This window comes from Halomonas sp. NyZ770 (assembly GCF_020616575.1).
Taxonomy (GTDB): domain Bacteria; phylum Pseudomonadota; class Gammaproteobacteria; order Pseudomonadales; family Halomonadaceae; genus Vreelandella; species Vreelandella hamiltonii.
In genome coordinates, this window is the sequence record NZ_CP085143.1 from 681,716 (window position 1) to 697,848 (window position 16,133).

General features: G+C 60.9%; 11 protein-coding genes. 5 read left to right on the top strand and 6 right to left on the bottom strand.

The window, feature by feature from the left end:
* The first annotated feature begins 61 nt into the window (after positions 1 to 61).
* Entirely contained in the window at positions 62 to 2,011 is a 1,950-nt protein-coding gene (gene acs, locus LG409_RS03340) for an acetate--CoA ligase (protein ID WP_096921456.1), read from the top strand.
* A 270-nt stretch (positions 2,012 to 2,281) separates the two neighbouring features.
* Positions 2,282 to 2,944: a LuxR C-terminal-related transcriptional regulator gene (locus LG409_RS03345; RefSeq protein WP_016916171.1), complete on the top strand. Its 663-nt coding sequence runs from the start codon at positions 2,282 to 2,284 to the stop codon at positions 2,942 to 2,944.
* 114 nt (positions 2,945 to 3,058) lie between these two features.
* Here LG409_RS03345 and LG409_RS03350 read toward each other — a convergent pair whose 3' ends face one another.
* From LG409_RS03350 to LG409_RS03365, 4 genes are all read right to left on the bottom strand, one after another.
* Positions 3,059 to 7,000, bottom strand: coding sequence for a hybrid sensor histidine kinase/response regulator (locus LG409_RS03350; protein WP_227407614.1), 3,942 nt, complete (start codon positions 6,998 to 7,000; stop codon positions 3,059 to 3,061).
* 90 nt (positions 7,001 to 7,090) lie between these two features.
* Entirely contained in the window at positions 7,091 to 7,618 is a 528-nt protein-coding gene (locus LG409_RS03355; protein ID WP_227407615.1) for a hypothetical protein, read from the bottom strand.
* A gap of 97 nt (positions 7,619 to 7,715) precedes the next feature.
* The gene (locus LG409_RS03360) at positions 7,716 to 9,512 is read right to left on the bottom strand and encodes a sodium:solute symporter family protein (protein WP_039181553.1); all 1,797 of its coding nucleotides are present in this window, start codon (positions 9,510 to 9,512) and stop codon (positions 7,716 to 7,718) included.
* Between the two features lie 6 nt (positions 9,513 to 9,518).
* Positions 9,519 to 9,779, bottom strand: a complete 261-nt coding sequence (locus LG409_RS03365; RefSeq protein WP_039181551.1) for a DUF4212 domain-containing protein — start codon at positions 9,777 to 9,779, stop codon at positions 9,519 to 9,521.
* Between the two features lie 619 nt (positions 9,780 to 10,398).
* Here LG409_RS03365 and LG409_RS03370 point away from each other — a divergent pair.
* The 3 genes from LG409_RS03370 to ttcA all read left to right on the top strand — a co-directional run bounded on the left by LG409_RS03370 (position 10,399) and on the right by ttcA (position 13,893).
* Positions 10,399 to 12,234 carry a putative nucleotidyltransferase substrate binding domain-containing protein gene (locus tag LG409_RS03370; protein ID WP_227407616.1) on the top strand — a complete coding sequence of 612 codons (1,836 nt, stop codon included), beginning with the start codon at positions 10,399 to 10,401 and terminating at the stop codon, positions 12,232 to 12,234.
* 26 nt (positions 12,235 to 12,260) lie between these two features.
* Positions 12,261 to 12,866 (top strand): DNA polymerase III subunit epsilon, encoded by a 606-nt coding sequence (locus LG409_RS03375; RefSeq protein WP_319799337.1) that lies wholly within the window; start codon positions 12,261 to 12,263, stop codon positions 12,864 to 12,866.
* A 115-nt stretch (positions 12,867 to 12,981) separates the two neighbouring features.
* Positions 12,982 to 13,893, top strand: a complete 912-nt coding sequence (ttcA, locus tag LG409_RS03380) for a tRNA 2-thiocytidine(32) synthetase TtcA (protein WP_039181541.1) — start codon at positions 12,982 to 12,984, stop codon at positions 13,891 to 13,893.
* On the opposite strand, the gene fnr is transcribed toward ttcA, so the two are convergent.
* Both fnr and hemN read right to left on the bottom strand, forming a co-directional pair.
* Entirely contained in the window at positions 13,880 to 14,632 is a 753-nt protein-coding gene (gene fnr / locus LG409_RS03385; protein ID WP_016916179.1) for a fumarate/nitrate reduction transcriptional regulator Fnr, read from the bottom strand. The two genes, ttcA and fnr, sit on opposite strands and share 14 nt — an antisense overlap.
* A gap of 60 nt (positions 14,633 to 14,692) precedes the next feature.
* Entirely contained in the window at positions 14,693 to 16,117 is a 1,425-nt protein-coding gene (gene hemN, locus LG409_RS03390) for an oxygen-independent coproporphyrinogen III oxidase (RefSeq protein ID WP_227407618.1), read from the bottom strand.
* Positions 16,118 to 16,133 lie beyond the last annotated feature (16 nt).

Here is a 16,133-nt window from a genome sequence, read left to right on the forward strand (position 1 = left end):
ACCAATAACAAGACCGACACAACTTCCACGAGAGTGCATTTTCACGGACAGAGGCAATTTCATGAGCGAGCATCAGAACGTCTATCCAGTGCGCGATAGCATCGCAGCCAAGGCATGGGCCGACAAAGACAAGTATGCGGCAATGTATCAGCAGTCCATGGAGGACCCTGAAGGCTTCTGGGCCGAGCAAGCCAAGCGTCTCGACTGGATCAAGACCCCCAGCAAGATCAAGAATACCTCGTTCGCCCGCGACAACGTCGATATTCGCTGGTTCGAAGACGGCGAGCTGAACGTCAGCGCCAACTGCCTGGACCGCCATCTGGCCACGCGAGGCGACCAGACGGCGATCATCTGGGAAGGCGATGATCCCAGCGAATCCAAACACATCACCTACCGTGAGCTGTACGAGCGTACCAACCAGCTGGCCAATGGCCTGAAATCGCTGGGCATTCAGAAAGGCGATACGGTCACGCTGTATATGCCGATGATTCCCGAAGCCGCCATGGCCATGCTGGCCTGTGCGCGGATCGGCGCAGTGCACTCGGTGGTCTTTGGTGGCTTCTCCCCGGACGCCGTGGCTCAGCGCGTCATTGGTGCGGACTCCAAGCTGGTGATCACCGCCGATGAGTCGGTGCGCGGTGGCAAGCATGTGCCGCTGAAAGAGAACGTCGACTCGGCGCTGACCCGTGATGGCACCGACGTGTGCAAGAACGTGCTGGTCGTCAAACGCACCGGGGGCGATATCGACTGGCAGGCAGGCCGTGACCTGTGGTTCGACGAGCTGGTCGATCAGCAGTCGACCGAGTGCCCGGCCGAACCCATGAACGCAGAAGATCCCCTGTTCATTCTGTATACCTCAGGCTCTACCGGCGCGCCGAAAGGGCTGAAGCATACCACTGGCGGCTACCTGACCTATGCCGCCATGACCCATCAATATATTTTCGACTACCAGGAAGGCGAGATCTACTGGTGTACCGCCGACGTGGGCTGGGTCACCGGGCATAGCTATATCGTGTACGGGCCGCTGGCCAACGGCGCCACGACGCTGATGTTCGAAGGCGTGCCCAGCTATCCGACCCATGGCCGGATGGGCGACATCGTCGACAAGCACCAGGTCAACATCCTCTATACCGCACCGACCGCCGTCCGTGCACTGATGGCCCATGGTGACCGCGTGATGGATTCCAGCAAGCGCGACTCGCTGCGCCTGCTGGGCTCGGTGGGTGAGCCGATCAACCCGGAAGCCTGGGAGTGGTTCTACCGGGTCATCGGCAACGAGAAGTGCCCCATCGTGGATACCTGGTGGCAGACCGAGACGGGCGGCATCATGATTGCGCCGCTACCGGGGGCTACCGACCTCAAGCCGGGCTCGGCCACTACACCGTTCTTCGGGGTCAAGCCCGCACTGGTGGACAACGAGGGCCAGACCCTGGAAGGGGCCAGCGAGGGCAACCTGGTGATTCTCGACTCCTGGCCGGGGCAGGCGCGCTCCATCTGGGGGGATCACGAGCGCTTCGTGCAAACCTACTTCTCCACCTACGACGGCATGTACTTCACCGGTGACGGCTGCCGCCGCGACGAGGACGGCTACTACTGGATCACCGGCCGTGTGGACGACGTGCTCAACGTCTCTGGCCACCGTATGGGCACCGCCGAAATCGAGTCGTCGCTGGTCGCTCATTCCGCCGTGGCCGAGGCCGCCGTGGTGGGCTTCCCCCATGACATCAAGGGGCAGGGCATCTATATCTACGTGACCTTGAACGATGGCATGGACCCCACTGACGAACTGAAGAAAGAGCTGACCCAGTGGGTGCGTAAGGATATCGGCCCCATTGCGTCGCCGGATGTCATCCAGTGGGCGCCGGGGCTGCCCAAGACCCGTTCGGGCAAGATCATGCGCCGCATCCTGCGCAAGATCGCGGCCAACGAGTGTGATGGGCTGGGCGATACCAGTACGCTGGCAGACCCGTCGGTGGTCGATGACCTGATCGAACATCGTGCCAACCAGTAGGGGAAGCACCCCCATGAATCGTCTTGTGGGGGCTGTTTTCAATGACCAGCGTCACGCCTGGATTTATTAAATCAGGGCAAACTGCGTTAGTCTGTCGCGGTGCCGGCCATGAGCCGGCACCGCTGTTTCTGTTTGAATGACGTTCCAATGACAAATTGTGCATGTGATGCTTGGGCATGATGAAGCCCATGGGGTACCATGCCTCAACCGTATGAGCCTAGCGTCGCGGCGGCAGGCAACCCCGCTGCTCGAGGAACCGGAGGAAAATCCATGGCAGTAGCCCATAAGTTTATCGTCGCTGACGACCATCCGCTGTTTCGCGCAGCGCTTACCCAGGCGTTGCGCCAGTTGGCCCCCCAGGCCGAGATCGTCGAAGCCGACACCATGGAAGCCACCACGGAGGTCGTCAACCGACATCCAGATGCGGATTTGATCCTGCTGGATCTGCACATGCCGGGAGCCCACGGCTTTTCGGGGTTGATTCAGCTGCGCGGGCAGATGCCCGATATTCCCGTTGCCGTGGTGTCCGGCAGCGATGAGCCTTACGTGGTGCGGCGTGCCATCGACTACGGGGCGTCCGGGTTCATCCCCAAATCCTCCTCACTGCAGCTGATTGCCGAAGCCGTGGGCGAAATTCTGCAGGGGGAAGTGTGGTTGCCTGAAGCGCTGGCCAACGTACTGGAAGAGACCAGCGAAGAGGAGTCGCGTTTTGCCGAAGCGATTGCGTCGCTGACTCCCCAGCAGTTCCGGGTATTGAACATGCTCACCGAAGGTCTGCTCAACAAGCAGATTGCCTATGAGCTGAATGTCTCGGAAGCCACGATCAAGGCGCACGTCACGGCAATTCTGCGCAAGCTGGGCGTTCACTCGCGCACCCAGGCGGTCATCGCCGCGCAAAAGCTGGAAGTGGAGCCGCCCAAAGTCGAGTCCTGATCGCGACGGTAGGCAACCAAAACGCCGCGCCTGGAGTTCTCCAGGCGCGGCGTTTTGTTAGGTGTTGCTTTGTCAGGGTCAGGGTCAGGGCCAGAGCCAGGGTCAGGGTCAGGGTCAGGGTTTGGCCCGACTGGCCTGCAGGGTGCGTGTCAGCAGAGCACGCAGGGCGGCGGGTTTCACGGGCTTCAGGAGCATGTGGTACCCCGCCCGCTTGATCTCCTCGGCCACGGTTTCGGTGCGGTCAGCGGTGATCACGATGCCCGGCACGGCCCCTTCGAAGCGCTCGCTGAGGGCTTCCAGGGCCATCAGGCCGGTGACTTCGTTATCCAGATGGTAATCCGCCAGGATGGCATCCGGGTCGCCATCCATGTTGCGCAGAATCGACTTGGCCCCGCCGATGCTGGTGGCGGTGAAGACCTCACAGCCCCAGCCGCTCAGCATGGCGGTCATGCCCTCCAGAATCAGGGTTTCATTGTCGATACAGACGATGCGGGTGCCCGCCAGCTTGTTGCCACTGCGGCGATGACCAGCCTCTTGCTCTATCGGCGCAATCTCCTTGGCCGCCACGATGGGCACGCTCACCGAAAAGACCGTCCCGATGCCTTCCCAGGAGCGTACCTTGATGGGGTGGTCCAGCACGCGACTCATGCGGTCGGCGATGGACAGGCCCAGCCCCAGCCCTTTTTCGCTCTCCTTGTGACGCGACACCTGATCGAGACGGCGAAACTCCTGGAAAATCTCGGTGAGCTTGGACTCGGGAATGCCGGGGCCGCTATCCCATACCTCGATCAGCAGCCGTTCGCCCTGGCGGCGGCAGCCCAGCAGCACGCGCCCTTCCTGAGTGTAGCGAATGGCGTTGGAGAGGAAGTTCTGCACGATACGGCGCAGCATTTGCGGGTCAGAGTCGACCCACTTCTGGGTGGGGACGACGTCCAGGTCCAGACCGCGGTCGTCGGCCATGACTTCGAACTCGGCCCGCAGCGGGCGGAAGATGTCGGCCAGCGCGAAGTGGCTGCGCCGTGGGGTCAGCGCGCCCGCATCCAGCTTGGAGATATCCAGCAGCGTACCCAGCAGCTCTTCGGCGGCCTGCAGCGAGTTGTCGATATGCCCAATGGTGCGCTGGGTATCGCTGGCGGTGACGTTTTGCATCAGCGCCGAGGTAAACAGGCGCGCAGCGTTCAGTGGCTGCAGCAGATCGTGGCTGGCGGCGGCCAAAAAGCGCGTTTTCGAGGCGTTGGCATCCTCGGCCAGCTGCTTGGCCTGGCGCAGCGCTTGCTCCGCTTCTGCGCGCACCCGGTTCTCCTGACGCAGGGCGGCGTTGGCCTCTGAAAGCGCCTGGGTGCGCTCCCTGACGCGCTCCTCCAGGGTTTCATTGGTCTCCTTGAGCGCAATCTCGGCCTGGCGGCGTTCGGTAATATCCTGATACAGCGCAAAAAAGCCCAGAATCGACTGGCTGTCGCCAAAGTGGGGCGTATAGGTCACCAGCATGTAACGCATGGCGTCATTGACGCGCATGGAGACTTCGAAGCTGACACGCTCACCGGCCAGCGTTCGCTGTACCCAGGGCAGCCGCTCTTCGGCCTGCTTGACCGGCAGGACGTCTTCATAGCGACGCCCGATGACCGCGTTACGATCGATGCTGAAGGCCTGCTCGTAGGCGCGGTTGGTGAACAGGTAGCGGCTCTCCTTATCGAAGTAGGCAATCAGCGCCGGTACGTTATCGGTGTAGATACGGATATTGTTTTCAGAGCGAATCAGCGCCTCTTCGATGCGCTTTTGCTGGGTAATGTCCTGATAGGTGTAGACGAAGCCGCCCCCGGGCATGGGATTGCCCTGCACTTCCAGCACGCTGCCATCCTGGCGGTAACGCACGTAGCGGTGGGGCTGGCCTGCCCGAATGTTGTCGATCAGCAGCTGGACATGCTCCTCCGGGTCGCCGGGGCCATACTCGCCATTATGGGCGTTGTAACGGAAGATGCGATCCATGGGGGCACCGACCCGAATCAGGTGGTCGGGGAAGCGGAACAGCTCCAGATAGCGCTGGTTCCAGACCACCAGCCGCAGATTCTGGTCGACCACGCTGATGCCCTGATTGATGTTTTCGATGGTGGCCTGCAGCAAAGCGCGGTTGAACTCCAGAACCTGGGAGGCTTCATCGACGATGGAGATCACATCGGAAATGCCGATGCCGCGCCCCTGCAGCGCCGAGTTCACCACGATACGGGCCGACGAGGCGCCCAGCACCGACGCCAAAAAGCGTTCGGTGAACTGGATGACGTCGATGGAGGCGCGGGTGCCATCGTCCAGCGGTTTGCCCACGCGACGGGCGTAGTCTTCGAAGGCGCGGTCCACCTGGCCTGCACCGAGGAAGCGCTCACACAGTACCTTCAAGTCGCCTACCGTGGTCGCGCCCGTCCAGGGGCGGTTCACCGAGGTCTGGCGGGTCTCGACGCTATCGACGAACAGCGACGCCTGAATGCGCTCGACCACGCGCTGGGAGGTGACCTGCGAGACGAAGATATAGCAGAACAGATTGATCCCCAGCGAGAGCATCACCCCGTGGGTGAACGGGTCGCCCAGGTTGAGGCCGAACAGGGCCGTGGGCGAGAGCCAGGAGATGCCCAGTGGCCCGCCGAACAGCCATGCCTGGGGCAGCACGCCGGCGTTGATCATGGCCGGCATCAGCAGGCTGTAGGCCCAGATGGCAAAGCCGGCATTCATGCCGATGACGACGCCCAGCCGGTTACCGCGCTTCCAGTACAGCCCGCCGATCAAGGCAGGCGCAAATTGCCCGGCTGCGGCAAACGAGAGCATGCCGATGGAAGCCAGCGAGGTGAACTCGCCAATCAGCTGATAGAAACCGTAGGCCATGGCCAGCACGGCGATGATGGTCAGGCGGCGGGCGCGCAGCACCAGCCGTCCGTAGTCTCGGGCCTTGGTGTCGAACCAGCGCAGCCGGAACAGGGCCGGAATGACGATTTCATTGGAGATCATGATGGACACTGCCACCGCGGCCACGATGACCATGCCGGTGGCTGCGGAAAAACCGCCAATGAAGGTCAGCAGGGTCAGCCACTGCTGGCCTGAAGCCATGGAGAGCGCCAGCACGTAAGTGTCGGGCTCGACGCCGCTTTCCGAGAACAGCATAAGCCCTGCGGCGGCCAGCGGTACCACGAAGAAGGCAATGGCCAGCAGGTAGAGCGGGAATAGCCAGCGCGACTTGCTGGCGTCGTCCGGGTGAATGTTCTCGACTACCGCCACGTGGAACTGACGTGGCAGGCAGAGGATGGCCAGCATGGCCAGTAGCGTTTGTGCCCAGAAGCTCTGGCCGAAATCCTGGTTGGCCAACTGGCGCTGCAGCTCCAGCTGGCTTTCCGCATGGCCCATCAACTCTCCCAGCCCGCCGAACATGCCCCAAGTGACGAAGGCCCCCAGCACCAGGAAGGCCAGCAGTTTGACCAGTGACTCGAAGGCGACTGCGTGAATCAGCCCCTCATGGTGCTCGGTGGCATCGGTATGGCGTGTGCCAAACAGGATGGCAAAGATCGCCATGACAATGGCCACATAAAACGCCGTATCGGCAAACAGCGGGGTGTGAGTGATGTCCTGTGCATCGGTCAGCACGCTGAAACTGGTCGAGACGGCTTTTAGCTGCAGGGCGATATAGGGCAGCGTACCGATCAGCGCCACCAGGCTGGCAAAGGCAGCCAGCGACTGCGTCTTGCCGTAACGCGACGCAATGAAGTCGGCAATGGAGGTGACGTTCTGGTGCTTGGCAACGCGAATCATCTTGGCCAGTACCGGCCAGAACAGCAGGAACGTCAGAATTGGCCCGACGAAAATGCTGGCGAACGACCAGCCTGCCGTGGCGGCCTGGCCCACCGCGCCGTAAAACGTCCAGGACGTACAGTAAATTGCCAGCGCCAGGCTATAGATGATGGGGCGGCGGCGGCTGGCGCCATGGGTGCGCGCCCGGCGGTCGCCGTACCAGGCAATGCCGAACAGCACGGCAATATAGAGTAGTGATACGGCTACCAGCAGCCCGCCGTGAAACATGCTTCTCTCCCTGTCTTGTTATCTACGCCCCATGCGGCGGTGCGTTCAGTGAGGCTCCATTCTAGGGGAATTGCCCTGCAGCGCCAGTGTTCAAGAAGAATGCGCTGGCTCGACGCAGGCTTGCTCGAGCAGCGTGGAGGAGGTGCGCAACGTGCGGATGCCGGTGATGTCCGGCGAACGGGTGTCGATATCCACCGGCACCAGCTCACGGCTGCTGCAGTTCAATAGGTAGGCCTGGGGAATCACCAGGTCCGTATGGTGGCGCTCGAAGTGGTAGAGCATGAACTCGGCAAGCAGGGCGCCCTCGTGCTGGGTGCTCTGCAGGCTATCGCGGTCGAGCACGCTGAAGCGCGTGGTCATGGGAAACACGAAGGTCCAGGGGCGCCATACTTCGGTGCCGGTACTGCTGTCCACAACCACCGCCGAGGCGGGCAACTGCTGCTGCTTGTGATCGAACCAGGAGTACTCCACGTGAATCTGGTAGCTCAGCATGCCGAGTCCGGCAAAGACCGGCACGATCCATTTGGGCAGACGGCGTCCTGACAGGTGGCGCAGTATCAGGGCAATACCCGCCGCCGCCAGGGCGGCGAAGACAGCGGCAATCAAGTGCCAGATCATAACGATGCTTCCTAAAACAGCTCGGGCTTCCCATGGGAAGCCCGATGCGTGATGGGTTCCAGGGCTAGCCCGTTGGCTAGCCAGGAACGATTATGGCTTAGTGATCGACAGCGGCACCAGCCCCTTTCGGGTAACGCACGCTCTCGACAAGCTCCTGAATCTCCTTGGGCGGCGCTGCCGTGACGCTGGAGACTGCGAAGGCGACCGCAAAGTTGATCAGCGCGCCGACGGCACCGAAGGAGAGCGGGGAAATGCCGATGAACCAGTTGTCAGGCGTATTCGGCAGCATGTTGGTACCGGGGATGAAGAACCAGCCCAGGTAGGTGAAGATGTACAGCAGGGTAGCCACCAGGCCCGCCAGCATGCCGCAGATTGCGCCAGCGCTGTTCATGCGGGTGGAGAAGATACCCATCATCAGCACGGGGAACAGCGAGGCTGCCGCGATACCGAAGGCCAGGGCGACTGTCTGTGCCGCAAACCCGGGTGGGTTCAAGCCCAGATAGGTAGCCAGCAGAATGGCACCCCCCATCGATATCCGTGCCGCCAGCATCTCGTTTTTCTCGGAAATGTTGGGGTTGATGGTGTTCTTGATCAAGTCATGACTGATGGCCGAGGAGATCGCCAGCAGCAAGCCCGCAGCTGTGGACAGGGCGGCAGCGATACCCCCCGCGGCGATCAGACCGACCACCCAGCCGGGCAGGTTGGCAATCTCCGGGTTGGCCAGTACCAGAATGTCATTGTTGACGTTCAGCTCGTTGCCTTCCCAGCCGCGCGATTCGGCGGTGGCTGCGAATGTTGTGTCGGCGTCGTTGTAGAACTGGATACGGCCATCGTTGTTCAGGTCATTGAAGGTGATGAGGCCGGTATCTTCCCAGGTTCTGAACCAGGCCGGACGATCTTCGTAGAGCAGGGGTTCAGACGCTGCCATCTCGTAGTCTTCTACCTGCCCGGTCATTTCGGGATAGACGGTGGTCATCAGGTTCAAGCGCGCCATGGAGGCCACCGCAGGAGCGGTGAGGTAAAGCAGAGCGATGAACACCAGCGCCCAGCCGGCAGACCAGCGAGCGTCAGCCACCTTGGGTACCGTGAAGAAGCGAATGATGACGTGGGGCAGGCCCGCCGTACCGATCATCAGCGACAGGGTGAACAGCACCATGTTCAGCTTGTTGTCCACATCTGCGGTGTAGTCGCGGAAGCCCAGCGCGTTGACGACGTCATCCAGCTTTTGCAGCAACGGAACGCCCGACTCGGTGTGGGTGCTGAACATGCCGAACATCGGGATCGGATTGCCGGTCAGCTGCATGGCGATGAATACCGCAGGAATGGTGTAGGCCACGATCAGTACGATGTACTGGGCCACCTGGGTGTAGGTAATGCCTTTCATGCCACCAAATACGGCGTACATGAACACGATGGCAGCGGCGATCCAGATACCCCAGGTACTGGGTACTTCGAGGAAGCGAGAGAACGCCACACCAGCGCCGGTCATCTGGCCGATGACGTAGGTCACCGATGCGATGATCAGACACACCACCGCCACCACGCGGGCGGTACGGCTGTAGAAGCGCTCACCGATGAAGTCCGGCACGGTAAACTTGCCGAACTTGCGCAGGTAAGGTGCCAGCAGCATCGCCAGAATAACGAAGCCGCCTGTCCAGCCCATCAGGAAGGTGGAGTTGGCGTAGCCGCCCGAGGCAATCAGGCCCGCCATGGAGATGAACGACGCCGCAGACATCCAGTCGGCAGCCGTGGCCATGCCGTTGGTAATAGGGTGAACACCGCCCCCCGCCACGTAGAAGTCTTTGGTAGACCCGGCCCGTGCCCATATCGCAATACCGATATAGAGCGCGAACGACGCGCCTACGAACAAAAGGTTAATGGCAAATTGGCTCATGCTTGCTTACTCCCCCAGGCCAAATTTCTTGTCGAGCTGATTCATTCTCCAGGCATAGAAGAAGATCAGGCCGATAAAGGTGAGAATGGAGCCTTGCTGAGCGAACCAGAAACCCAGGTCCGTTCCGCCAACGGAAATGCTGGCCAGCAGGGGGCGGAACAGGATGGCGCATCCGTAAGAGACGAAGGCCCAGACGATCATGCACCCGAATATCAGGCGTACGTTGGCCTTCCAGTACTCAGCAGCATTGGTCTTGTCGTCTGCCATTGTGTTGCTCTCCAGTTGTGATTTTTAGGGTTGGAAAGTGAACTCAAGATAGCGTGTGATCCATCAGGGCAACGCAGACAAGAGATACCGACGGTGGTGGACTCATTGAATGGCGTTACCAGGCACGTCACCTTATTGTTGTTAAGCCGTCAGCGTTGAGGTGTTCTCGAGTGGTTGTCAGCGGCTCTGGATACATGGCTAGGGTGGTGTGCTTTAACCCTGTATGACTCGCTAATAATACTGGGCAATAAATGCAAAAAATAAATCCCAGACTTTGGTATCACGCCCCGTGAGCGGCTTTGTCTGGTCTGGATTTGTTTTTATATCTTACTGTTTTTTAGATAATAAGCGATCTTTTTTGCAGGGTGAGGCATGACGATAGGACAATGGTCTATGGCTCTGGATAAACCAATGTTTGCTACCTTGGTAAAAGTGACCAAATAGCTTTAAAGAAGAAATGGAAAAGCGCGACTTTAGTCGCTAAACCAAGGTCGTTAAGACGTTAGCTTTATAGCGTAAAGTAGCAGGTTGCAAAGCAGGCCAAAGAGAGTGACAGGTCAACAATAATCACAAAAGCCATTGCGTGGCGCGATACAAGGCGCTTGATCGAGGTTGCTACATGGTAGAAGTAGAGCTGTCTCAACTGCCATTTACCCTGCTGGACGAGGATGGCCGAGATCACGTGCGTCGGGGCATGGACCTGGCGTTTTTCGAGCGTGACGAAATCATTCTGGAAATGGGCCAGCCGGGCGTTTCGGTGTTCTTGATCCACAAGGGCGAAGTGGCCGAGCTTGATCCGACGCTGCCTGCCGCCAGCGCCCGTATCGGTCACTATACGGCGGGCGACCTGTTCGGCGCGATCAGCATTTTGAATGGCAAGAGCCGCTACCGTTTTCAGGCTGAAGACGAATGTCTGTGTTATGTCATGCCCAAGGCGCTGTTCAGCCAGCTGTGCCGACACTACCCGGCGTTCGAGCAGTTTTTCAAGCAGTCGCTGTCTCACAAGGCGCGCCTGTTGACCGAGAAGCGTGCCGATGGGGGAGTCACCATGGCGGGGTTCATGCTGGCCCGCGTCAGCGAGTGCATGCGTCAACCGCTGATGATGGATGCCCAGGCGTCCATTCAACAGGCCGTCCGACAGTTGAATGAAAGTCATGCCGACAGCCTGCTGGTGGCCACCGAACGCGGCCCAGGCATGGTCACCAAAACGGATTTGCTCAACGGTCTGGTCCTCGATAGCGCTTCATTGGACACCCCGGTGGCTGCGCTGGCCAACCTTGCGCTCGTCACTGTTGCCCCCGGGCAATATCTGTTCGAAGCCTTGATCACCATGACCCGCCATCAGGTATCACGCGTCGTGGTGATGGAGGAGGGCAGGGTGCAAGGGGTCGTAGAGCTGACGGACGTACTGGGGTTCTTCTCCAGCCGTAGCTATGTGGTCAGCTTGCAAGTGGAGCAAGCCGATAGCTTGCCTGCCCTGGCATCGGCCAGTCAGCGCACGCCCGAGCTGGTCAAGGCGCTCATGGCCCAGGGCGTCAAGCTGCGTTTTGCCATGGACCTGCTGGCCGCGTTGAATGGCCGCATCATGAGCAAGGCGTGGGCCTTGACCGTGCCCGAACAGTATCACTCGCAAAGCTGCCTGATGGTCATGGGCAGCGAGGGCCGTGGCGAGCAGATTCTCAAGACCGACCAGGACAACGGGTTGATCCTGGCCGACGACTGCCAGTGGCCGGGCGTGGCAGAGTGCATGAACACCCTGTCAGAGACGCTGGTGCAGCTGGGCTACCCGCCGTGCCCCGGCAATATCATGGTGTGCAACCCTGAATGGGTGGGCACGGTGTCCATGTGGGAGTCGAACATCGCCAGGTGGGTGTCGGCCCGGGATGGCGACAGCCTGATGAAGCTGGCCATTTTGCTGGATGCTCACGGCGTCGCGGGCAACCCTGCGCTGCTGGACCGCGTACGTGAGGCGCTGTTTGCGCGCTGTTCCCATGATGAGCTGCTGCTCTCCTATTTCGCCCGCGCGGCGCTGCGTTTCTCGACGCCGTTGACGCTGTTTGGCTCGCTGAAAAAGCCCCAGCACGGCATCGATATCAAGAAAGGCGGCATTTTTCCGATTGTTCACGGGGTGCGCACCATGGCGCTGGAGCGGCGCATCAAGGCGACGTCCACGCTGGACCGGCTCGACGCCCTGGCCGCCGACGGCCGCCTGGACCGCCGCTTTGCCGACGACTTGGGTGAGGCGCTGGCGCTGTTTAACGAATTGCGTCTGAAGCAGCAGTTGCAGGAGCTGAAAAGTGGGGGCACCAGCGATGCCGATACCGGCAAGCGCACCAACCGAGTCGTGGTTCAGGAACTATCGTCGCTGGAGCGCGACCTGCTGCGCGAGGCGCTGCATATCGTCAAGGACTTCAAGCAGCGGCTGTCCCATCGTTATCATCTGGAGTATTCGTGAGTGGAATGCGGCTATTGGATAGGCACGTGGGTCTCTTGAGCGGCTCACTGAGAACGTTGGTGCAGCGTGAAAGCGATCGGCGGCGGTTCGCAGACACGCCGCATGGCTGGCTGTTCCAGCCTTATATGGGCGAAGAAGCAGTGGCGTTGGCGTGTCGTGAAAGCCAGGCTCGCCCAGGCGAGCTGCGCGTGGCCGCCGTCGTATTGACGCCGCGCCGAGTGCAGACCAGCCAGGCCTGGGGCGACACGCTGGTCATGGTCGACGAACCCTTGTCTCATCGTCAGGAGCAGGGCGCTGTGCCGGTTGCCTTGGCAGCCCGGGTCGAAGCGTTGGCGGAGTTCATCGGCAATCGGCCAGTGGTGGGGTGGCAGCTGGATACCTTGCTGGCGCCGCTTGGCCGGATGTTCAAAGCCACGCTGGGGTTTGGGCTACCCAATGCTCAGGTCGATCTGGCCAGGCTGCACGCTCGCCAGCTACGCCGCTTGCATCCCCAGGCGGAGGTCGGCCCGAGCATCAACGAAGCGCTGTCATGCTGGTCTCTGCCGCTGGCCTGGCCCTCGGTGCACAGCGAGGCCACGGCGGCGGCGCTGCTCTATCAGCGCCTGCAGAGTGAGCGCCTTTTCACGGTGTGAGCCGACGCGCTGCCGCTCGGTGTGGCCAGAGGCCGACGATGGGTTTGTATTGGGTCGCGCCTGCGAGTCTTGTAGAATAGCCGCTGCTCCTTCACCCATCGGCAGTACAACGACCATGTTATCACCTGACTTTTTCGACCCCTCCTCGGCGACGCGTGCCACCAATGCGGCGTCTGAACAGCAGCCTGAACTTCAGGATGCCAAACAGAAGCGCGAATTCAACAAGTTGCAGAAGCGTCTTCGTCGTGAAGTGGGCAACGCCATCATCGATTACAACATGATCGATGAGGGTGATCGGGTCATGGTATGCCTGTCGGGCGGCAAGGACAGCTACACCATGCTGGAAATCCTGCGCAATCTGCAGCGCAATGCGCCGGTCAATTTTTCCCTGGTGGCGGTCAACCTCGACCAGAAACAGCCGGGCTTTCCCGAGCACGTGTTGCCCCGTTACCTGGATAAGCTGGGTGTGGAGTACCACATTCTGGAGCGGGATACCTATTCGGTGGTGAAGGAGAAAACCCCGGAAGGCAAGACCACCTGCGCGCTCTGCTCGCGGCTGCGTCGCGGGTCACTTTACGGGTTTGCCGAGGAGATCGGCGCCAACAAGATTGCCCTGGGCCACCACCGGGAAGACATCCTCGAGACGCTGTTTCTCAACATGTTCTTTGGCGGGACCTTGAAGGCCATGCCGCCCAAGCTGCTGTCCGACGACGGCAAGAACATCGTGATCCGCCCCCTGGCCTACTGCAAGGAAGCGGACATTGCCGAATTCTCACGGCTGATGGAGTTTCCGATCATTCCCTGCAACCTGTGCGGGTCGCAGCCCAACATGCAGCGTCAGATCGTCAAGGACATGCTGGCCGAATGGGACAAGAAGCACCCGGGGCGGCTGGAAAGCATGTTCAAGGCCGTCACCAATGTGGCGCCTTCCCAATTGGCCGACCGGGCGCTGTTCGACTTCGTCGGGCTGGAAGCCAAACAGGCGGCGCTGATGGAAGGGCGGATTCAGGCGTTCAACGTGAGCTGATTGCCTGCTCCTCCTCTTCGGCCAGGGTGATGAGCCGTTGCAGGTCGAGAATATTGACCTCTCGACCCGAGACGGCCACCACGTTCTGCTGCTGAAAGCGGCTCAGGATGCGGCTGACGGTCTCGACGGCCAGGCCCAGGTAGTTCCCCATATCGGCTCGGGACATGGAGAGCCGGAAGCTGTAGGGCGAGTAGCCGCGTCGCCGGAAGCGGTCAGAGAGGGTAATCAGGAAGCTGGCCAGCCGCTGGTCGGCAGTTTTGCGCGATAGCAGGCGCATCATGCGCCGATCATCGCGCAGCTCCTTGCTCATGCTGCGGTAAAGCTGGCCGCGCAGTTCCGGCAGCTCTTCCGATAGGGTGTCCAGGCGGTCGAAAGGAATCTCGCACACCGTGGTGGTTTCCAGGGCAATCACGCTGCCGGGATACTGCTCTTCATCGATACCATCCAACCCCACCAGCTCGCTTGGCAGATAAAAATTGGTCAACTGGTCGTTGCCGTTGCCTTCGCTGGTCACCTGTTTCAGGCTGCCGGAACGCACCGCATAGACGCTGGTGAAGGCATCGCCCTGGCGAAACAGCGGTTCGCCCTTCTTGAGCGGTGCGCGGCGGCGGATGATGGCATCGAACTGGCTCATATCCTCCAGCTCCAGGGCGAGCGGTAGGCACAGCGAGCTGAGGCTGCAGGTCTGGCAGCGCGCCTCTTGCAGCAGTGAACGTCGTTGGCTGGCAGGATATGGCATGTTGTTCTCCCTTTTCATTGGCCATCATAGGGTCAGGGGGTGGATGTCTCAAGGTGCCGTTTATACGATCTTCGAGTAGCGTTGCGATGACTGGCTTTGCAGGCGCGCATCGAACGCCATGGCCAGGTGGCGAATCAGCAGCCGCCCGGTCGGTGTTGCCCGCAGGCGGTTCCCTTCGCGCTGCAGCAGGCCATCCCGCTCGGCAGGCTGCAGATGCTCCAGCGCACTGGCGAAGTAGACGGGCGCATCGATGTGCCAGCGCTGGCCAACGCTGGCCAGGTCAATTTCCATATCGCACATCAGGCGCTCAATGACGTCTCTTCGTATTAGATCATCCTTATTTAAGCGTATCCCTTTGACGGTTGCCAGCCGACCTTCATCCAATGCCGCTTCGTAGGCTGCCAGTTGGGTGGGGTTCTGGGCATACAAATCATCGATACGGGAAATGGCCGAGACACCCAGGCCAATCAGGTCGCACTGGGCGTGGCTGGAGTAACCCTGGAAGTTGCGCTGCAGGGTGCCTTGGCGCTGTGCCTGGGCGAGGCTGTCGTCCGGGCGGGCGAAGTGGTCCATGCCGATATGCACGTAGCCTGCCTGAGTGAGCATCTCGATGGTGGTTCGCAGGATCGCCAGCTTCTCGTCGGCGCTGGGCAGGTCTGTCTCGCTGATGCGCCGCTGGGGGGCAAAGCGGCTGGGCATGTGGGCGTAATTGAACACCGACAAGCGGGCCGGGTTGAGGTCGATGACCTGGGCAAGCGTGTCGGCAAAGCTCTGCTCGGTCTGAAAGGGTAGCCCGTAAATCAGATCCAGATTGAGGGAGCGAAAGCCCAGCCGGTGTGCTTCGTCCATCAGGGTTTCGGTCATGACCTTGGGCTGCACGCGGTTGATGGCCGCCTGTACGCTGGGGTTCAGGTCCTGGACGCCCAGGCTGAGGCGATTGAAGCCCAGCGACTGCAGGTGGCGCAGGGTGAAGACATCCGCCTCGCGGGGGTCGATCTCGATGGCGTAATCGCGGTCAGGAGCGTTGGAGAGCCCAAACCTCGCGTCCAGCCTGTCTACCAGGTCGCTCATTTGCGCCAGGGTCAGGAATGTCGGTGTGCCACCGCCCCAGTGCAGCTGTTGCACGGGCCGCCGAGTATCCAGGTGGCGCGAGGTCAACACCATTTCACGATCGAGGCGCGACAGGTAGGGCTCGGCCAGCTGGGTGTTTTTGGTGGCGATCTTGTTGCAGGCGCAGTAGAAGCAGATCTTGCGGCAAAAGGGCACGTGCACGTACAGGGAGAGCGGCCGCTGGCTGGCATTGCTGCGCGCCAGGGCATCGGTGACGTCGTCGGCACCGATGTCTGCGTCAAAGGAGAGTGCCGTGGGGTAGGACGTATAGCGTGGGCCGCTGGTGTCGTAACGGCGCAGCAGGGCCTCGTCCCAGGCAGGGGTCTCGGCCGCTGCGAGGTGAGGAGTTGCGGTGGCAGCAGAGGCAAGGGGCATGAAGAGACGCTCCGTG

Coding starts and splice junctions, on each gene's coding strand:
- acs (WP_096921456.1), top strand. CDS start 62: ATGAGCGAGCATCAGAACGTCTATCCAGTGCGCGATAGCATCGCAGCC.
- LG409_RS03345 (WP_016916171.1), top strand. CDS start 2,282: ATGGCAGTAGCCCATAAGTTTATCGTCGCTGACGACCATCCGCTGTTT.
- LG409_RS03350 (WP_227407614.1), bottom strand. CDS start 7,000: ATGTTTCACGGCGGGCTGCTGGTAGCCGTATCACTACTCTATATTGCC.
- LG409_RS03355 (WP_227407615.1), bottom strand. CDS start 7,618: ATGATCTGGCACTTGATTGCCGCTGTCTTCGCCGCCCTGGCGGCGGCG.
- LG409_RS03360 (WP_039181553.1), bottom strand. CDS start 9,512: ATGAGCCAATTTGCCATTAACCTTTTGTTCGTAGGCGCGTCGTTCGCG.
- LG409_RS03365 (WP_039181551.1), bottom strand. CDS start 9,779: ATGGCAGACGACAAGACCAATGCTGCTGAGTACTGGAAGGCCAACGTA.
- LG409_RS03370 (WP_227407616.1), top strand. CDS start 10,399: ATGGTAGAAGTAGAGCTGTCTCAACTGCCATTTACCCTGCTGGACGAG.
- ttcA (WP_039181541.1), top strand. CDS start 12,982: ATGTTATCACCTGACTTTTTCGACCCCTCCTCGGCGACGCGTGCCACC.
- fnr (WP_016916179.1), bottom strand. CDS start 14,632: ATGCCATATCCTGCCAGCCAACGACGTTCACTGCTGCAAGAGGCGCGC.
- hemN (WP_227407618.1), bottom strand. CDS start 16,117: ATGCCCCTTGCCTCTGCTGCCACCGCAACTCCTCACCTCGCAGCGGCC.